Source organism: Actibacterium pelagium (assembly GCF_002285415.1).
GTDB lineage: Bacteria > Pseudomonadota > Alphaproteobacteria > Rhodobacterales > Rhodobacteraceae > Actibacterium_B > Actibacterium_B pelagium.
On the sequence record NZ_NSBU01000005.1, the window covers coordinates 383,847 to 401,571 of the forward strand.

Sequence of the window (17,725 nt, forward strand, 5' to 3'; positions counted from 1 at the left end):
GTCTAAGGTGTTACGAACCTAGGTACTGAATGGCCTTCTTCCGTCATTCGAATGTTTTTGAATGGATCTGTCTTCTTCGCCAATACCTCTAGGGCGGGAACATATTCGAAGCTATCGTAAAACTTCTCGGGCCCATAGTCGGAAAGCTCAATCGCTTCCCACTTTGCGACAATTTTCTCGTAGTTCTTGGACAGTGTGGCGTCATTGGGGTTTAGATCGGACACCAGGATTAGCCCGGTTGGTTTGCATGGCAGCACATCGATTGTCAGGTCAGGCCGGTATTCCTGCAATATGGGAAGAAGTTTCCACACGTCTCCTGTCCAGTCTCCACGCGGGAGATTGTTCAGGTCCCGAGTGGTCATTCGAAAATTATACGGGCAGCAATCGTGCAGTGCGATGGCGGAATTCTTGCCTGAATGGGCTTCGGTGTTGATGAAATCCCGGAGCAGAAATTCAAACAGGTGCATCCCATCCAAAAAGCTGAAGCTAAGGGTCGCGCCTATTCGCTCTAAGGCGTTTGAAGCAAAGAAGTCGTCGCTGGTGCGCTGGAAGATATACAATTCCGGTTTTTGCTGAATGACATTCTGTTCGACCTTGAAGAACGGGTCTACGGCGATTGTTTTACCGCGGACGTTTTTAAAAGTGTCGCCGGATCGGCACCCTACTTCCATGTACCAATCAAAAAGATTGTCATCGTGAAGTCGGGACAGAAACCGCGAATACTTCATCCCCATCGGTCTGTTGAAGCCAGTGTTTTCGTCGGAATTCATGATTTAACTTACTTTCAAAGCCCCAGTTCTTCAGTGGTAGTTAGCGCAATTCTGCTGCACTTGGAAACCGGGGTAAGCAAAGAATAGGCCGCGCTGTCGCTCAGACAAAAAAGGCCGCCCCGAAGGGCGGCCCCAAAATGCTATTGTGATCGCGATTAGCCGATCGCTGCCGCCTTCACGTCATCGTCGATGAAGGGGACGTATTGGGCGAAGTTGTCCGAGAACATGCCGACCAGTTTTGCGGCCTGTTGATCGTAAGCTTCTTGGTCGTTCCAAGTGCGGCGCGGGTCCAGCAGAACTTCTGCCACGCCCGGGACGGACACAGGGACTTCGAAGCCGAAATTCGGATCCTTGCGGAACTCGGAGCCGTTCAGCGAACCGTCCAGTGCGGCGGTCAGCAGGGCGCGGGTTGCGCGGATCGGCATACGAGAGCCGGTGCCGTAGGCGCCACCGGTCCAGCCGGTGTTGACCAGCCAGCAAGTTGCGCCGTGCTTTGCGATCTTTTCGCGCAGCAGGTTGCCATAGGCTTCCGGGCGGCGCGGCATGAAGGGTGCGCCAAAGCAGGTCGAGAAGGTCGGCTCTGGTTCAGTCACGCCTTTTTCGGTGCCCGCTACCTTCGAGGTGAATCCAGACAGGAAGTGGTACATCGCCTGTGCCGGGGTCAGTCGTGCAATCGGAGGTAGGACACCGAAAGCATCACATGTCAGCATGATGATGTTCTTCGGGTGACCGCCAAGCGAAGAGGACGACGCGTTCGAGATGTACTCGAGCGGGTAGGCGCAGCGCATGTTCGCGGTCAGGCTGTCGTCGTCGAAGTCCAGTTCCTTGGTCTCTTCGTCGAAGATCATGTTTTCGATCACGGTCGCGAACTTATTGGTGGTCGCGTAGATCTCTGGTTCAGCTTCAGCCGACAGGTTGATGGTCTTGGCGTAGCATCCGCCTTCGAAGTTGAAGGTGCCGCGGTCGGACCAGCCGTGCTCGTCGTCACCGATCAGCACGCGGGCCGGGTCGGCGGACAGGGTGGTCTTGCCGGTGCCCGACAGGCCGAAGAAGACAGCGGTGTCGACCGGGTTATCCACGGCATGGTTGGCCGAGCAGTGCATCGCCATGATACCTTTGCCGGGTAGAATGTAGTTCAGCAGGCTGAAGACCGACTTCTTGTTCTCGCCTGCATATTCGGTGCCACCGATCAGGATCAGTTTCTTTTCGAAGTTCAGCGCGATCACGGTACCCGAACGGCAGCCATGCTTCTCAGGATCGGCCGTGAAGCTGGGGCAGTTGATGATGGTGAACTCGGGGGTGAACGTGTCCAGCTCTTCGCGGTCGGGGCGACGCAGCAGGTGGCGGATGAAGAGGTTGTGCCAGGCCAGCTCGGTTACCATGCGCACGTCCAGACGGTGTTCCGGATCGGCGCCGCCGTACAGGTCCTGTACGAAATAGTCGCGGCCTTTCATGTGCTCCAGCATGTCGGCGTGAAGCACGTCGAACTTTGCCGCATCCATGGGCTTGTTGTTTTCCCACCAGATGTGGTCTTCCACATCGGCGGTCCGTACAACGAATTTGTCTTTCGGCGAACGACCGGTGTGCTCACCAGTCGAAACGAGGAATGCGCCGCCGTTTCCAAGCGTGCCTTCGCCACGTTTCAGGGCAGTCTCGACCAGCGCAGGCTCCATCAGGTTATAATAGACCTGACCCAGCCCTGTGATGCCTTGATCATCCAAACGCTGCGAGGGGTTTACCCGTCCAATAGTCATCTGCTAGCTCCTGCGCTTCCCGCGTAGGGTAATTTTTAGAACAGCAAGCTTTTAAAGCGCGGTAAAAGTCGCTGATCCGCGCGTTCGCTGCGCGAATGAGGGTGCTATATCATGCGATTTCAAATGTGGAACAGGGGCCTTTCGGATAGTTAGCGCTATCACGTCGGGAGTTAGCGCAACCGATCAGGAAAAAAATGTCACACTTAGGACTCACGCACGAAAAATCTGACTCGTATCAGCCTTCGAATTTATGCGATTCGTATTTGACCATTGATTCAAAAGCCGGAAACGGGGACAATGTGGCAAAAAAGGGACAAGGGCAGAGTTTAAGGAATTCATATGTCACGAATAGCGTTGGTCGATGACGACCGGAATATTCTGACCTCGGTTTCAATGACACTCGAAGCCGAAGGTTTTGAAGTCGAAACCTACAACGATGGTCAGTCCGCCCTGGAGGCTTTTAACAGGCGCCTCCCGGATATGGGTGTATTTGATATCAAAATGCCGCGAATGGACGGGATGGACCTGCTTCAGCGCGTGCGACAGAAAACCAACATGCCGGTCATTTTCCTGACCTCGAAAGATGATGAAATTGACGAGGTTCTGGGGCTGCGGATGGGGGCCGATGACTATGTGAAAAAGCCGTTTTCACAACGGCTTTTGGTCGAACGCATCCGCGCGCTTCTGCGCCGCCAAGAGGTGATCGCCGCAGACGAGATGGGCACCCAGACCGAAGAGACCAAGACCATGTCGCGCGGGTCGCTTACGATGGATCCGCTGCGCCACGCCGTGACTTGGAAAGGGCAAGACGTGTCGCTGACAGTGACTGAATTCTTGCTTCTTCAAGCGCTTGCGCAGCGTCCGGGCTTTGTCAAAAGCCGCGATCAGCTGATGGATGTGGCCTATGACGATCAGGTTTATGTCGACGACCGAACAATTGACAGTCATATCAAGCGTCTTCGTAAGAAAATGCGTCAGGTAGATGCGGAGTTCTCAGCAATCGAAACGCTTTACGGGATCGGTTACCGCTATAACGAGGAATAGGTTCACGCGCTGCGGGGCACGCCCATGAGGGACATTCATAGCGATACGACCGCAGAGGTTATTCTGGGCGACGACTGGGTCGGTCCAGGCGAAGAGACGTATTCCGAAGTCGCTTCACAACGGCGCGGGCGTGGCAAGATCCCGATCAAGCGGTCTCCTCTGGCGCGCAAGATTGTCATCTTCAACATCATGGCGTTGATCGTCATGATCTCGGGTATCCTGTATCTCAACCCTGGACGCGACAGTCTGATGTCGCAGCGTCTGGACACTTTCGTAAAGCAGGCAGAGCTGACGGCTGACGTGGTCGAAGCCAGTTTGCCCCGTTTTGGCCCGGTCAGCCTGATGGGGGGGGACGGTGTCAATGTTAAGGCTGTTCTGGAACAGATCACACTGTCTGAGGACGTCGAAGCACTGGTATTTGATCCGACCGCGAACCTTGTTGTTCACAGTGTTGGCATGTCGCCAAGAACCGCGTCGCGCATTTCCTACGCCAACGATGTTACTTTCTTGTCGGACTTTCTGTCTCTTAAGTGGGGGCAAATCAACCGTGCAGCGCACGACAAGTATGACGTTCCACCGCTTGAACAGCTTGAAGAATTTGCGCGAGAACATCTGACAACGGCCTTGATACAGGCGGAAACCAACGGATCGATTATACCCAATAGCAACGATCCCACTGTCTTTTCCATCGCCACCCCGATCGAGCGCCGCGGCCAAATCATTGGTGCTTTGGCATTGGTCAGCGCGCGCGGAGAGATCGACCTGTTGATCCGCACCGAACGCGAGCAGGTCTTGCGCATGTTCGTTATCGCGCTGTTCGTTTCTGTCGGGCTAAGCCTTGTTCTGGCCAGCACGATCGCCAACCCGCTGTCTGATCTGGCGAGCGCAGCAGAGGTTGGGCACGATTCAAACCAGAAGAAGATGCGCCCCTCTCGGGTGCGTATTCCCGATCTGACCGCGCGCCCGGATGAGATCGGCCGCCTATCCTCGGCGCTCCGCGGCATGGTGACCGCGCTTTATGACCGTATTGATTCCAATGAACAATTCGCGGCCGATGTCGCGCATGAGATCAAGAACCCGCTGGCATCTTTGCGGTCAGCGGTCGGGACCCTGCGTCTGGCGCAGCGAGATGACCAGCGCCAGAAACTTCTGGATGTGATCGAGCATGATGTGCGCCGCCTTGACCGGTTGGTCAGTGACATTTCGAACGCCTCGCGTTTGGACAGTGAACTGGTCAAAGAAGAAGAAACCGAATTCAGCTTGCGCCAAATGCTGGATAATCTGTCGATGTACCTGTCCGAAGAAGCATCGGGCAAAGGGGTGGATTTCATCACCGACCTGCCGGACGATCCCATTTCTATTCAGGGGCTGGAACCACGTCTGGCGCAGGTCTTCGTCAACTTGATTTCGAATGCCATCTCGTTTTGTGGGGAAGGGGATGCCGTGCGCATCTGGGCCCGCAAGCGCGAGAACCGGGTTCTGGTCGTTGTCGAAGACACTGGCCCAGGCATCCCTGCAGAAGCGTTAAGCAAGATTTTCAATCGTTTCTATTCCGAGCGTCCTGTCGGCCAATTTGGTAATCACTCTGGCCTTGGCCTTGCGATTTCCAAGCAGATCGTCGAAGCCCATGGCGGTGTGATCTGGGCCGAGAACATTTTGCCGGAAGACGCCGCGCCGGGGGCGGCCCCATTGGGCGCTCGGTTCGTCGTTGGCTTGCCGACCTGAGGGCTCAAATGCCTGATGACCAGACATTACTTCACGCCAGTTGTGTTGCTCTTGATGGGAAAGCCGTCGCAATCTGTGGTGCGTCAGGTCGGGGAAAGTCCGAGCTTGCCCTGCAGTTGATGGCCTTTGGCGCCACGCTTGTGGCCGATGACGGCACGATGGTTACACGCAGGTCTGAGAATGGGCTTTGGGTGTCATGTCCGCCCAGCATCATTGGTCGGATTGAGGCGAGAGGCGTGGGGATTTTGGCCGCGGACTCTATTCCGCAGGCGCGGTTGCGGCTGGTTGTCGATATGGATGTGAAAGAAGAACAACGACTTCCCCCAGACCGGAAAATCACGCTGCTTGGTGAAGAAGTTGACTTGCTTCTCCGGGTTGAACATGTCCATTTTGCAGCAGCAATATTCCAATACCTCAAGGCAGGACGAGTTGCGTGAGCGACACAGCACAGCCCAAAGACAGCCATCACGCGGTTTTCGTAACCGGGCCTTCCGGAGCGGGTAGGTCCACGGCGCTGAACGCGCTTGAAGATCTGGGGTTCGAAGTGATCGACAACCTTCCCCTGTCTTTGATCCCGCGTCTTATTGATGGCCCACCCTTAGGCAGACCCATCGCATTGGGGGTCGATAGCCGGAACCGAGATTTTAGTACCGAAAATCTGCGCGACCTGATTTCCCAAGTTCGTTCTAAACAGGATTTTCAGGTTGAAGTACTGTATCTGGATTGTTCGGACGATGTGCTGATACGCCGGTTCTCGGAAACCCGTCGCCGGCACCCGCTGGCGCCGGCGGAAAGTGCTGCCGAGGGGGTTGCGCGTGATCATGACCTGATGCGTCCGATCAAGGCGCTTGCCGACATCCTGATCGACACGACCGATACGACGATACACGATCTTCGCGCCGATCTTGCGCACCTGTTCGGGTCCGTGCAAGGCATGTCGCGACTGGCGGTCTCGGTGCATTCTTTTTCGTATAAGCGCGGCATTCCTCGCGGGGCTGATATGGTCTTTGACTGTCGTTTCCTACGGAACCCATATTGGAACCCGGATCTGCGGGGTATGAGCGGGTTGGACGAGGCCGTGGCCGAATATGTTTCCGCTGATTCTCGGTTCGACGCGTTCTTCACGCAGGTTCACGACCTCGTGCTGATGCTGCTTCCGGCTTTCCGAGAAGAAGGAAAATCCCATATATCAATAGCCTTTGGTTGCACAGGCGGGCAGCATCGTTCCGTCACTTTGGCTGAAAAATTGACCAATGCACTTGCAGAAAAAGGATGGCAGGTGTCTAAAAGACATCGAGAGTTGGAACGCCGGGCAAACCTGCCGGGCGCAGAGAAGACGGGATAACCCGATTGATCGGAATAGTGATCGTTGCACATGGGGGATTGGCGCGGGAGTACATTGCCGCGGTCGAGCATGTTGTGGGACGACAGCCCGGAATGACTGCAATCTCTATCGGCGCCGAAGACGACCGCGCCGCTAAGCAGCAAGAAATCGAAGAAGCCGCCAATGGCGTCGATACCGGCGACGGTGTCGTGGTTGTGACGGATATCTTCGGGGGCACCCCGTCGAACTTGTCCATTCGGGCCTGCGCAGCCGAAGATCGTTACATTCTTTACGGCGCAAACTTGCCGATGTTGATCAAATTGGCGAAGTCCCGGCACCTCTCTGTGCAGCGGGCTGTAGAAAACGCTTTAGCCGCGGGCAGAAAATATATAAATATTTTCGACGTAAAGGCTGAATAGAGCGAAGAATGACAACATCCGTAGTCCGGAAGCTGGAAATCCGGAACGAAAAGGGACTGCACGCGCGCGCCTCGGCGAAGTTCGTTGAAACGGTCGAGCAGTTTGACGCAGACGCGCTTGTCGAAAAGGACGGGATCGAAACCACCGGGGATTCGATCATGGGCCTTTTGATGTTGGCAGCTTCTCGCGGAACATCTATTGACGTCACCACCAGCGGTCCGGAAGCAGAACAGCTTGCTGGCGCGCTGCAGGCACTTGTCGACGACCTGTTCGGCGAAGGCATGTGAAATCTGACTTTAGGGAAGACTCTTGGTTGATAGCACGGAAATAACTCGGGGCCGAATGACCAATGCGCGCTCTGATCTGGGGCGCCAGGGCGACGGCAATCTGTCGGAAGAGCCCTATGACAGCCGCCGACTGTCCTATGCCAACACGTTCGAAAACCCTATTCAGGTCAAGATTATCCAAGCGATCGAATTGCTGACCGGTAAGCTAACGATCCTGCGCCGCATTCGTAAATTCGAAGCCATGGGCGTGCCCCATGGTCAGCCGTTCTGGAAGCAGGCGCTTGAGGTGATGAAGATCGACCTGCAAACGCCTGAAGACGAGATCGCGAATATTCCCGCCGAAGGCCCGGTTGTCATCACCGCGAACCACCCGCACGGGCTGATTGACGGCATGGTGCTGGCCGAACTGATTGGGCGGGTGCGCACCGACTACAAGATTCTGACGCGGTCTTTGCTGACAGGCGTGGGCGAGATCGAAGAATTCATGATCCCAGTTCCTTTCGCCCATGAGACCGATGCGCTGAAGAAGAACTTGGAAATGCGCAAAAGCGCGATGGACCACTTGTCAAAGGGTGGCGTGATCGTGCTGTTTCCGTCTGGCGTCGTGGCCGCCTCGGAAACGTGGTTCGGTGACGCGGTCGAGGCAGAGTGGAACCCCTTCACCGCCAAGATGATCCAGCGCTCTAAGGCGCAGGTCGTCCCGATCTATTTTCCGGGTCAGAATTCGCGCTGGTACCACATGGCGAACCGTTTTTCCGCGACCCTGCGCCAGTCGTTGCTGCTGCACGAGGTTGCCCACGCGTTCGACAAACCGCAGAAACCGCGGATCGGCAAAGCCCTGTCGCGGGAAGAGATCGAAAGCTGGTCTTCAAACCCGCGCGGGTTCATGAACTGGCTGCGCGAAAATACCCTGGGTCTGCGCGAGTAACCAAGCTCTGAACATTAGCGAGTGGGAACAGGCACGTCCCCGCGATAGTCGTAGAAACCACGTTTGGTTTTGCGACCAAGCCAACCTGCCTCGACATATTTCGTCAGCAGCGGACAGGGACGGTATTTCGTGTCGGCCAGACCGTCGTGCAGCACGTTCATAATCGCCAGACAGGTGTCCAGACCGATGAAGTCGGCCAGTTCCAGCGGGCCCATCGGGTGGGCGGCGCCCAACTTCATCGACTCGTCGATGGATTTCACCGATCCAACACCTTCATACAGCGTATAGACGGCCTCGTTGATCATCGGCATCAGGATGCGGTTCACGATGAAGGCCGGAAAATCCTCGGCGCTGGCAGCGGTTTTGCCCAGGTTTTCAACGACACTAAGGCACTCTTTGTAGGTCGCTTCATCCGTGGCGATGCCACGGATCAGTTCGACCAGCTTCATCACCGGCACTGGGTTCATGAAGTGGAAGCCCATGAACTTTTCCGGACGGTCCGTGCGAGAAGCCAGACGTGTAATCGAGATGGACGAGGTGTTCGATGTCAGGATTGTCTCGGGCTTGAGATGCGGCAGTAGCGCCTCAAAAATCTTGTTTTTGACGGTCTCATTCTCTGTCGCGGCTTCGATTACCAGATCAGTCTGACCAAGCTCTGGCAGATCAAGTGTGGTCTTGATGCGGCCGATTGCGGCGACTTTTTCTTCTGCGCTGATCTTTTCGCTGCTGACCTGACGGTCCAGATTGCGGGTGATCACGCCCATGGCCTTATCAAGGCTGTCCTGCGAAATGTCGTTCAGCATCACATCGTAGCCTGCAAGCGCCATCACATGTGCGATGCCGTTGCCCATCTGGCCTGCGCCGACGACCCCAACCGAAGAGATGCTCATCCGTAAATCCTCTTAAATTCAACGGCAGCTTATGCCCCTGAGGCAGGGCAGGGCAAGGGCTTAGAGTAGCCGGGAAAACAGCTTTTCCTGCGCGGTTTCCGGCACCGGAAGAATGTTTCAAATCCCGGGATCGTATTGGTGAAAACGAACTTTCCCAGCTCTGTTGAAAATTGGTCGGACAACAAAAAAACGGGGGCTGTGAAAGCCCCCGTTTCAATTCTGCGATCTGATCGAAAGCTTACAGCTTTTCGGTCATTTCCGGCACAGCCTCGAACAGGTCGGCGACTAGACCGTAATCGGCGACTTGGAAGATCGGGGCTTCTTCGTCCTTGTTGATCGCGACGATGATCTTCGAGTCTTTCATGCCTGCAAGGTGCTGAATCGCGCCCGAGATGCCGACAGCGACATACAGTTCCGGGGCAACAACCTTACCGGTCTGACCGACCTGCCAGTCGTTCGGAGCAAAGCCCGAGTCGACTGCCGCGCGCGATGCGCCAACAGCGGCGCCCAGCTTGTCGGCCAGTTTCTCGATCAGGGCGAAGTCCTCTTCAGAGCCAACACCACGACCACCCGAGACGACAACGCCGGCCGAGGTCAGTTCGGGGCGGTCGCTTTCGGCAACCTTGTCTTCGACCCAAGAAGACAGGCCTTCAGAGGCGGGGACAGAAACGGTTTCGGTCGCAGCCGAACCGCCTTCGCCAGCTGCGTCAAAGGTCGAAGTCCGGAAGGTGATGACCTTCTTCGCATCGCCCGATTTGACTGTCTGGATCGCGTTGCCCGCATAGACGGGACGCTCAAACGTGTCAGCGTCGACAACGGCAGTGACGTCCGAGATCACCATGACATCCAGCAGTGCGGCAACGCGCGGCATGATGTTCTTGGCGTCGGTGGTCGCCGGGGCCACGATGTGGGTGTAGTCACCCGCAAGCGAGGCAACCAGAGCTGCAGCCGGCTCGGCTAGGCGGTGGCCGAGGCTTTCGTCTTCGGCAACCAGAACTTTGGCTACACCGTCGATCTTGGCGGCTTGCTCTGCAGCAGCAGCGGCAGAGGCACCGGCACACAGGGCGGTTACTTCACCCAGTTGCGCCGCAGCCGAAACGGCTTTGGCGGTGGCGTCCAGCGCCAGTTCACCATTGGTAACTTCAGCAAGAAGAAGAACAGACATTATACGGCCCCCGCTTCTTTAAGTTTCGCGATCAGTTCGTCTACCGAACCGACGATTTCACCGGCTTCACGCTCGGCAGGTTCTGCGACTTTCACGACGGTCAGGCGCGGTGTGACGTCGACGCCCAGATCGGCAGCGGTGCGCTGATCCAAGGGCTTCTTCTTCGCCTTCATGATGTCCGGCAGCTTGGCGTAGCGCGGCTCGTTCAGGCGCAGGTCGGTTGTGATGATCGCGGGCAGCTTGACCGAGATGGTCTGCAGGCCGCCGTCGACCTCACGGGTGACGATGGCGTTGTCGCCTTCGACTTTGACTTCCGATGCAAAAGTCGCCTGGCTCCAGCCCAGAAGGGCGGACAGCATCTGACCGGTTGCGTTCATGTCGTTGTCGATGGCCTGCTTGCCGGCCAGAACGATCTGCGGCTGTTCCTCGTCCACGATCGCTTTCAGGATCTTGGCGACAGCCAGCGGCTCGATGTCGGTGTGAACGTCATCGGCGGCCACGATCAGGATTGCGCGGTCCGCACCCAGGGCCAAAGCGGTGCGCAGGGTTTCCTGCGCTTTTTCGACACCGACGGACACGGCGACGACCTCGGTCGCAATACCGGCTTCCTTCAGGCGGATTGCCTCTTCTACGGCAATCTCGTCGAACGGGTTCATCGACATCTTAACGTTGGCGAGATCAACATCAGAGCCGTCGGATTTTACCCGGACCTTGACGTTATAGTCGATCACGCGCTTGACAGGTACGAGCACCTTCATTTGCGCTTTTCTCCTTGGTTTTCTGAGGCCCGTTTGGACCACGGTTATTCGCTCTCGCCGTGTTGATATCGTCTTGCGCAGGCGGGAAACAGTGCAAAATCGTCACGTCAGAAGGTTGTGACGCAGTGTTCGGCACATTCTTCGTATAATTTTTGCAAGAATGTTTCCGATGGAAATTGAGTTTTGCCTTTTTTCGATACTTTTGTCTCTTTTTCGGGCGTGGTGGGAGAATCAATCGAAACGGTGGCATAGCATCGCTTGGATTGGGGCAGTTGAGGACCTCGGCCCGCCGCTAACGTTGGCTTATCAGAAGCCTCTCAACCTCTGATGCCTTCTGGCAAATCTCGTCGGGAAGATCTTCGGCCAACGCGATCTTGATCATGCGTTCCAGCAGGGCGTCGGACAGATACCAATTCCAGACATGTTGCGCCGCGTCAGAGTTCGCCTCCCAGAAGGCCGTGCGCCAGATGGAAGGACGAATGCAACTGCCGATCCAATCCTGATGCAGAACCTGCGTCAGGACCTCATCCGACCAGCCCATGATCTGGTCAGTCATGGCAGGCGCAGCAAACCCGGCAAGGGCAAACATGCATAGCGCATCGTCCAGCATGACGTGATCGCAGCGTTGGGGAATAAGGTCAAGATAGGCTTCTTTAAAGCGGGTCAGCAGCGCGTTTTGATCGGCGCTCCACCGATCGGAGTCTCCGGCGGCAAGCCGTTGCAGAACGACCTCGTCGCCGACGCTTGCGACTTCCTGACCTTTCGCCAGAATCTCTAGGACACGGGGCATTATCCAGCAGGCGATGGGTTTGTGAACGATCAGGCCGTCCTTGCTTGCAACAGCGGCAAAATACCAATCGCGAACATAGGCCTCTGTCAGGTCGCGCGGGGCATGGTTCAGGAAGTCGGCTTCGATCTCGGGCCACATGCAGCAGCCCTGACAGACCCCAAGGTCGGGCGGGGGTGGGCAGGCGAACAAGCGATAGGCCTGTTCGATAATCGCCCCCAGTTCCGGGCTTAGCGGTTCGCGCCGGGCACCCACAGGACGTCATCCTTGCCGTTGTTGTTAGCCACGCGGGCGGCAACAAAGAACCAGTCGGACAGGCGGTTCAGGTACTTGACGGCTGCGGGGTTGGTTGGTTCTGCTGTGGCCAGTTCGACCGCAAGGCGTTCGGCGCGCCGGGCCACCGTGCGGCAAAGATGCAGATACGCTGCCAATTCCGAGCCCCCCGGCAGAATGAAGCTGCGCAACGGGTCCAAATTCGCGTTCAGGGCGTCGATCTCTGTCTCAAGACGTTCAACCTGACTGTCGGCCATACGCAGCGGCGGGTATTCGGCCTCTGCATCCTTGTCCATGTCAGGGCGACATAGGTCTGCACCCAGATCGAAGAGGTCATTCTGGATGGCGGAGAGCATCGCGTCCACGTCGCCTTCGGCATGCAGCCGGGCCATTCCCACGGTCGCGTTCAACTCGTCCACGGTGCCATAGGCATTTACGCGCGGGTCGTATTTGGCAACCCGGTTGCCGTTGCCCAAGGCCGTGTCACCCTTGTCGCCTGTGCGGGTGTAGATCTTGTTGAGAACAACCATCGTGTCAGCCTCCGCGAGCAACCAGAACCCAGATGATAATCAGCGCGACGGCGATGGCCTGCGCGATGATCCGGTAACGCATGATCCGGTTTGCGTGTTTGCGATTGAAATCACCACCCTTGGCGAAACCGCCAAGACCGATCATCAGGATGATAAGCACCCCGATCGACGCAATTGCTGCGATGATGAACAGGGGATCATTCAGGGGACTATTGGCCATCAGGCTCTCCTTCATACCTTGCCCGGTGATCTAGTGCGTCGGCAGGCAAAAGGCGACATTCGATTTTGTCGCGGTCAGCCTTTGGTGATGATACGGTCCAGTGCTCTGGTTGGCAAAGCACGGCGCAGGAAGTTCATGATATAGGTCGGGCGGGTCACGAAATAGCGCGGCGCGGGCTTCGGGGATTCCAACGCTTTCAGCAGTTTTTCGGTAACTGCGGAAGCTGGCAGCTCGAACGGATCCGGTCCGCGGCTTTCGTACAGCCTTTTCATCAGGACCTTTTTGTATTGCTCTGTGCGAGGGGATGCCTCGACATCAATCCACTTCTCAAAATGCGGAATCGAATTCATCCGGATTTTGGAGGTGATCGGGCCGGGCTCTATCAAAATCACGTCGATCGGTGTCTCGCGCATCTCAAGGCGCAGGACGTCGGTCAGGCCTTCCAGTGCGTATTTGGTCGAGACATACGAGCCTCTCCACTTCATCGGGACAAGCCCAAGAACGGAAGAGCAGTTGATAATGCGTCCATGGCCTTGGGCGCGCATCACTGGAATGACCTGCTTTGCCAATTCGTGATAGCCAAACACGTTGGCCTCAAAGTTTTGCCGAAGTGCCTCTGTCGGCAAGTCTTCCAGCGCGCCCGGAACCGCATATGCGCCATTGTTAAAGATGGCATCCAGCGTGCCTCCGGTGCGTTCCAAAGCCTCGGCGACTGCGGCGCTGATCGTCTCTGGCGCTTCATAGTCCAGAACAAAGCTTTCCAGCCCTTCTTCGCGTAAGCGGTCACAGTCGGCCTCTTTCCGGCAGGTCGCAAATACGCGCCAGCCCGCTTTTGCCAGCCCATGCGCCGCGTCATAACCGATGCCGGAAGAGCATCCGGTGATCAGAATTGATTTCATTACCCTGCCTCACAAAGGAATTTGCGACGCACGCTATGGTACAGATTGCCAAGTCTCAAGCTATTGGGGGGCTTTAGGTGGCCGAGGCGCCGCAATTTCACCTCGACCAGTTGCGGTTCCACTCACGCATTGGATTGCCTGAAATCACAGACAAACCTTAGCACTCCCGCAGGGTTACCTTGCGTCAAACCGAAAAGAACCTCAAAGGGGAAAGGATAAGAATTTTCCCCCCTACGGATTTGCGGTCGCAATGCGGCTTGCCCCGGTATGGGGGCTTGGCTACACAAGATGCATGAGCGATCTCATCGACGATAACAATATCGAGCCTTCAAACCCCGCTGAACCCTTGCGCCGCGCCATTGGTGAGCGGTACCTGACCTATGCGCTAAGCACGATTATGGATCGTGCGCTTCCGGATGCGCGGGACGGTCTGAAACCGGTTCACCGCCGAATCCTTTATGCGATGCGAGAGCTGAAGCTGACTGCGACCGGAGGCTTCCGGAAGTCGGCCAAGATCTCGGGCGATGTGATGGGCAACTATCACCCGCACGGGGACGCTGCGATCTATGACGCGATGGCGCGTTTGGCGCAGGACTTTGCTGTGCGTTACCCGCTGGTCGATGGGCAGGGGAACTTTGGCAATATCGATGGCGATAACCCTGCGGCCTCGCGCTATACAGAAGCGCGCCTGACCGCCGCGGCAGAGGCCCTGATGGAAGGGCTGACCGAGAACGCCGTTGATTATCGCGACAACTATGACGGCACGCTGACCGAACCGGTCGTGCTGCCCGCCGCCTTTCCGAACCTGCTGGCCAACGGGTCCAGCGGGATCGCCGTGGGCATGGCGACCAACATCGCCCCGCACAATATCGAAGAGCTGATCAATGGCTGCCTGCATCTGATCAAAGCGCCGAATGCGCGGGATGAAACCCTGCTGGAACACATCCCCGGACCCGATTTCCCGACCGGCGGGGTGATCGTCGAGCCGAAGGAAAACATCCTGGAAGCGTATCGCACCGGCCGCGGCTCTTTCCGCCTGCGCGCTAAGTGGGAGGTCGAGGAACTGCCGCGTGGTTTGTGGCAGATCGTGGTTACCGAGATTCCCTATCAGGTTCAGAAGTCCAAACTGATCGAAAAGATCGCCGAGCTGATCCAGCTGAAGAAGATCCCGATTCTTGGCGATGTCCGAGACGAATCTGCTGATGACATCCGTCTGGTGCTGGAACCCAAGTCGAAGAACGTGCAGCCGGATGTTTTGATGAACACGCTCTTCCGCCAGTCTGATCTGGAAACGCGGTTCAGCCTGAACATGAACGTCCTGATCGACGGGCGCACCCCCAAGGTCAGCAGCCTGAAAGAGGTCCTGCGCGCCTTCCTTGATCACCGGCGCGAGGTTCTGCAGCGCCGCAGCCAGCATCGTCTGGACAAGATTGACCACCGACTGGAAGTGCTGGAAGGCTTTATCACGGCCTTCCTGAACCTTGATCGCGTGATCGACATTATCCGTTATGACGACGCGCCCAAACCTGCCCTGATGCGGGAAAACTGGGCGGGTACGCACCCCCGGGCAACCTCAGAGGATGACTATGTCTCGCCCGCCGAAGGTAGTGCAGACGGCCTGACCGAAGTGCAGGCCGAAGCGATCCTGAACATGCGCCTGCGGTCCTTGCGCAAACTCGAAGAGATCGAGCTGCGCAACGAATATGACGCCCTTCTCGTCGAACGCGCTGATCTTGAAGACCTGTTGGCAAGCGAAGAACTACAGTGGGACCGTATCTCTGACCAACTGCGTGAAACCCGCAAACAGTTCGGCAAGAAGTCCGAAGGTGGCGCCCGCCGCACCGAGTTCGCCGAAGCGACAGAGATCGAAGACGTGCCGCTGGAGGCCATGATTGAGCGTGAGCCGATCACCATCGTTTGCTCGAAGATGGGCTGGATACGAGCCATGAAGGGCCATATCGCGCTGGATCAGGAGTTGAAGTTCAAAGACGGCGACGAAGGCCGATTTATCTTCCACGCAGAAACCACCGATCGTCTGCTGATGTTTGGTGCGAACGGCCGATTCTATACGCTTTCGGCCTCGCAACTGCCCGGTGGTCGCGGCATGGGAGAGCCCGTGCGCCTGATGGTCGACCTGCCCAACGAGGCAGAGATCGTGGATCTTTTTGCCTACAAGCCCGACACCAAGTTGCTTGTGGCCTCTACCGCTGGCGACGGTTTCATCGTGCCGACGGATGAGGTTTTGGCCCAGACCCGAACTGGCAAACAGGTGCTGAACACGCGTGGCGACGTGCGGGCGCTGGTCTGCAAGTTCGTTGAAGGCGATCACGTCGCCTGTGTTGGCGAGAATCGCAAAGTTCTGGTCTTCCCGCTGGACGAGCTTCCGGAAATGGGGCGCGGCAAGGGTGTCCGTCTGCAGAAATACAAGGACGGTGGCCTTAACGACGCGATTACCTTCACGCTGGCAGATGGCCTCAGCTGGAAAGACCCGGCTGGCCGAACCCGGACTGAAACCGACCTGACCGAATGGATTGGCAAGCGGGCAGGGGCGGGCCGCATGGCACCGCGCGGTTTCCCGCGGGACAATCGGTTCAACTGACTGAAATCACCTTGTCGAAGAGGCGGAAAGCCGCCTCGACAGGGCCTTCACCTATATTAACGCCCAGTAACTGTCGGGCAGGTGTAACTGGTGCTTGATTTCCGCCCTTCAAGCCAATATTTAGCGCGCGATGTTGAATCGGGCCGAGGTGGCCCCCCAGAAGCATGAGGCGCCCTGTTATGGCTAAGGAAAAGTTTGAGCGTAATAAACCGCACGTGAACATTGGCACCATTGGCCACGTTGACCACGGTAAGACCACCCTGACCGCAGCGATCACCAAGTATTTTGGTGACTTCAAAGCCTACGACCAGATCGACGGCGCGCCCGAAGAAAAAGCCCGCGGCATCACCATCTCGACCGCACACGTTGAGTACGAGACCGAGAACCGCCACTACGCGCACGTCGACTGCCCCGGCCACGCTGACTATGTTAAGAACATGATCACCGGTGCGGCGCAGATGGACGGCGGCATCCTGGTTGTGAACGCAGCTGACGGCCCCATGCCGCAGACTCGTGAGCACATCCTGCTGGCGCGCCAGGTTGGCGTTCCTGCTCTGGTAGTCTTCCTGAACAAAGTTGACCAGGTTGACGACGAAGAGCTGCTGGAACTGGTTGAGATGGAAGTTCGTGAGCTTCTGTCCGAGTACGACTTCCCGGGCGACGATATTCCGATCATCGCAGGTTCGGCTCTGGCCGCAATGGAAGGCCGTGACCCTGAGATCGGCGAAAACAAGATCAAGGAACTGATGGAAGCTGTTGACAGCTACATCCCCGAGCCGCCGCGCGCGATCGACGAGCCGTTCCTGATGCCGATCGAAGACGTGTTCTCGATCTCTGGTCGTGGTACCGTTGTAACCGGCCGTGTTGAGCGTGGCGTGATCAACGTTGGCGACGAGATCGAAATCGTTGGTATCCGCGACACCTCGAAAACCACCTGTACCGGTGTTGAAATGTTCCGCAAGCTGCTGGACCGTGGTGAAGCAGGCGACAACATCGGCGCGCTGCTGCGTGGTGTGGACCGTGAAGGCGTTGAGCGTGGCCAGGTTCTGTGTAAGCCGGGTTCGGTTAACCCGCACACCAAGTTCGAGTGTGAGGTTTACATCCTGACCAAGGAAGAAGGCGGCCGTCACACTCCGTTCTTCGCGAACTACCGTCCGCAGTTCTACTTCCGTACCACCGACGTCACCGGCACCGTTGAACTGCCTGCCGGCACCGAGATGGTCATGCCCGGCGACAACCTGAAGTTCACCGCCGAGCTGATCGCGCCGATCGCGATGGAAGAAGGTCTGCGCTTCGCGATCCGCGAAGGTGGCCGCACCGTCGGTTCGGGCGTCGTCTCGAAAATCATCGAGT

The 17,725-nt window shown here is 57.1% G+C and carries 18 protein-coding genes; 9 read left to right on the forward strand and 9 right to left on the reverse strand.

The genetic code is table 11. The features are described from left to right. Positions 1–2: 2 nt before the first annotated feature. Both CLM58_RS06870 and CLM58_RS06875 read right to left on the reverse strand, forming a co-directional pair. Positions 3–770, reverse strand: coding sequence for a class I SAM-dependent methyltransferase (locus CLM58_RS06870; protein WP_095595184.1), 768 nt, complete (start codon positions 768–770; stop codon positions 3–5). Between the two features lie 155 nt (positions 771–925). Continuing rightward, on the reverse strand, positions 926–2,524 hold the full coding sequence (locus CLM58_RS06875; protein ID WP_095595185.1) for a phosphoenolpyruvate carboxykinase: 1,599 nt from the start codon (positions 2,522–2,524) through the stop codon (positions 926–928). A 339-nt stretch (positions 2,525–2,863) separates the two neighbouring features. Between CLM58_RS06875 and CLM58_RS06880 the strand changes: the two genes are divergently transcribed. From CLM58_RS06880 to CLM58_RS06910, 7 genes are read left to right on the forward strand one after another with little or no spacing between them, the layout of a single operon-like run. Beyond that, a complete protein-coding gene (locus CLM58_RS06880) occupies positions 2,864–3,568 on the forward strand; it encodes a response regulator transcription factor (protein ID WP_095595186.1) in 705 nt (234 codons plus the stop codon). A gap of 24 nt (positions 3,569–3,592) precedes the next feature. Further along, the gene (locus tag CLM58_RS06885; RefSeq protein WP_095595187.1) at positions 3,593–5,293 is read left to right on the forward strand and encodes a sensor histidine kinase; all 1,701 of its coding nucleotides are present in this window, start codon (positions 3,593–3,595) and stop codon (positions 5,291–5,293) included. A gap of 8 nt (positions 5,294–5,301) precedes the next feature. Then, positions 5,302–5,730 carry an HPr kinase/phosphorylase gene (locus CLM58_RS06890; protein ID WP_095595188.1) on the forward strand — a complete coding sequence of 143 codons (429 nt, stop codon included), beginning with the start codon at positions 5,302–5,304 and terminating at the stop codon, positions 5,728–5,730. Then, entirely contained in the window at positions 5,727–6,638 is a 912-nt protein-coding gene (gene rapZ, locus CLM58_RS06895) for an RNase adapter RapZ (RefSeq protein WP_095595189.1), read from the forward strand. Before CLM58_RS06890 ends, rapZ begins: the two co-directional genes overlap by 4 nt. Positions 6,639–6,643: 5 nt before the next feature. Continuing rightward, on the forward strand, positions 6,644–7,036 hold the full coding sequence (locus CLM58_RS06900) for a PTS sugar transporter subunit IIA (RefSeq protein ID WP_095595190.1): 393 nt from the start codon (positions 6,644–6,646) through the stop codon (positions 7,034–7,036). Positions 7,037–7,044: 8 nt separating this feature from the next. Beyond that, positions 7,045–7,323 (forward strand): HPr family phosphocarrier protein, encoded by a 279-nt coding sequence (locus CLM58_RS06905; protein WP_095595191.1) that lies wholly within the window; start codon positions 7,045–7,047, stop codon positions 7,321–7,323. A 55-nt stretch (positions 7,324–7,378) separates the two neighbouring features. After that, entirely contained in the window at positions 7,379–8,251 is an 873-nt protein-coding gene (locus CLM58_RS06910; RefSeq protein ID WP_095595192.1) for a lysophospholipid acyltransferase family protein, read from the forward strand. Between the two features lie 14 nt (positions 8,252–8,265). On the opposite strand, the gene CLM58_RS06915 is transcribed toward CLM58_RS06910, so the two are convergent. The 7 genes from CLM58_RS06915 to CLM58_RS06945 form a co-directional block, all read right to left on the reverse strand. After that, positions 8,266–9,141: a 3-hydroxybutyryl-CoA dehydrogenase gene (locus CLM58_RS06915; protein WP_095595193.1), complete on the reverse strand. Its 876-nt coding sequence runs from the start codon at positions 9,139–9,141 to the stop codon at positions 8,266–8,268. Between the two features lie 238 nt (positions 9,142–9,379). After that, positions 9,380–10,306 (reverse strand): electron transfer flavoprotein subunit alpha/FixB family protein, encoded by a 927-nt coding sequence (locus tag CLM58_RS06920; protein WP_095595194.1) that lies wholly within the window; start codon positions 10,304–10,306, stop codon positions 9,380–9,382. Continuing rightward, the gene (locus CLM58_RS06925) at positions 10,306–11,064 is read right to left on the reverse strand and encodes an electron transfer flavoprotein subunit beta/FixA family protein (RefSeq protein ID WP_095595195.1); all 759 of its coding nucleotides are present in this window, start codon (positions 11,062–11,064) and stop codon (positions 10,306–10,308) included. Before CLM58_RS06925 ends, CLM58_RS06920 begins: the two co-directional genes overlap by 1 nt. Positions 11,065–11,356: 292 nt before the next feature. Then, the gene (locus CLM58_RS06930) at positions 11,357–12,106 is read right to left on the reverse strand and encodes a hypothetical protein (protein ID WP_095595196.1); all 750 of its coding nucleotides are present in this window, start codon (positions 12,104–12,106) and stop codon (positions 11,357–11,359) included. After that, a complete protein-coding gene (locus CLM58_RS06935) occupies positions 12,082–12,654 on the reverse strand; it encodes a cob(I)yrinic acid a,c-diamide adenosyltransferase (RefSeq protein WP_095595197.1) in 573 nt (190 codons plus the stop codon). The genes CLM58_RS06930 and CLM58_RS06935 overlap by 25 nt, the downstream gene beginning before the upstream one ends. A gap of 4 nt (positions 12,655–12,658) precedes the next feature. Next, entirely contained in the window at positions 12,659–12,874 is a 216-nt protein-coding gene (locus CLM58_RS06940) for a twin transmembrane helix small protein (protein ID WP_095595231.1), read from the reverse strand. A 74-nt stretch (positions 12,875–12,948) separates the two neighbouring features. Further along, positions 12,949–13,773: an SDR family NAD(P)-dependent oxidoreductase gene (locus tag CLM58_RS06945; RefSeq protein WP_095595198.1), complete on the reverse strand. Its 825-nt coding sequence runs from the start codon at positions 13,771–13,773 to the stop codon at positions 12,949–12,951. Between the two features lie 292 nt (positions 13,774–14,065). Here CLM58_RS06945 and CLM58_RS06950 point away from each other — a divergent pair, with 292 nt between their 5' ends. Next, a complete protein-coding gene (locus CLM58_RS06950) occupies positions 14,066–16,372 on the forward strand; it encodes a DNA topoisomerase IV subunit A (protein ID WP_095595199.1) in 2,307 nt (768 codons plus the stop codon). A 179-nt stretch (positions 16,373–16,551) separates the two neighbouring features. Then, positions 16,552–17,725: elongation factor Tu (gene tuf, locus CLM58_RS06955; protein WP_095593906.1), on the forward strand; the 1,174-nt coding region annotated here is incomplete at its 3' end.

Excerpts from the sequence above, each read along its gene's own strand:
- CLM58_RS06885 (WP_095595187.1), top strand. The coding sequence starts at position 3,593 with ATGAGGGACATTCATAGCGATACGACCGCAGAGGTTATTCTGGGCGAC.
- CLM58_RS06910 (WP_095595192.1), top strand. The coding sequence starts at position 7,379 with ATGACCAATGCGCGCTCTGATCTGGGGCGCCAGGGCGACGGCAATCTG.
- CLM58_RS06940 (WP_095595231.1), bottom strand. The coding sequence starts at position 12,874 with ATGGCCAATAGTCCCCTGAATGATCCCCTGTTCATCATCGCAGCAATT.
- CLM58_RS06925 (WP_095595195.1), bottom strand. The coding sequence starts at position 11,064 with ATGAAGGTGCTCGTACCTGTCAAGCGCGTGATCGACTATAACGTCAAG.
- CLM58_RS06920 (WP_095595194.1), bottom strand. The coding sequence starts at position 10,306 with ATGTCTGTTCTTCTTCTTGCTGAAGTTACCAATGGTGAACTGGCGCTG.
- CLM58_RS06870 (WP_095595184.1), bottom strand. The coding sequence starts at position 770 with ATGAATTCCGACGAAAACACTGGCTTCAACAGACCGATGGGGATGAAG.
- CLM58_RS06905 (WP_095595191.1), top strand. The coding sequence starts at position 7,045 with ATGACAACATCCGTAGTCCGGAAGCTGGAAATCCGGAACGAAAAGGGA.
- CLM58_RS06950 (WP_095595199.1), top strand. The coding sequence starts at position 14,066 with ATGAGCGATCTCATCGACGATAACAATATCGAGCCTTCAAACCCCGCT.
- CLM58_RS06890 (WP_095595188.1), top strand. The coding sequence starts at position 5,302 with ATGCCTGATGACCAGACATTACTTCACGCCAGTTGTGTTGCTCTTGAT.
- CLM58_RS06945 (WP_095595198.1), bottom strand. The coding sequence starts at position 13,773 with ATGAAATCAATTCTGATCACCGGATGCTCTTCCGGCATCGGTTATGAC.
- CLM58_RS06935 (WP_095595197.1), bottom strand. The coding sequence starts at position 12,654 with ATGGTTGTTCTCAACAAGATCTACACCCGCACAGGCGACAAGGGTGAC.
- CLM58_RS06915 (WP_095595193.1), bottom strand. The coding sequence starts at position 9,141 with ATGAGCATCTCTTCGGTTGGGGTCGTCGGCGCAGGCCAGATGGGCAAC.
- CLM58_RS06880 (WP_095595186.1), top strand. The coding sequence starts at position 2,864 with ATGTCACGAATAGCGTTGGTCGATGACGACCGGAATATTCTGACCTCG.
- CLM58_RS06875 (WP_095595185.1), bottom strand. The coding sequence starts at position 2,524 with ATGACTATTGGACGGGTAAACCCCTCGCAGCGTTTGGATGATCAAGGC.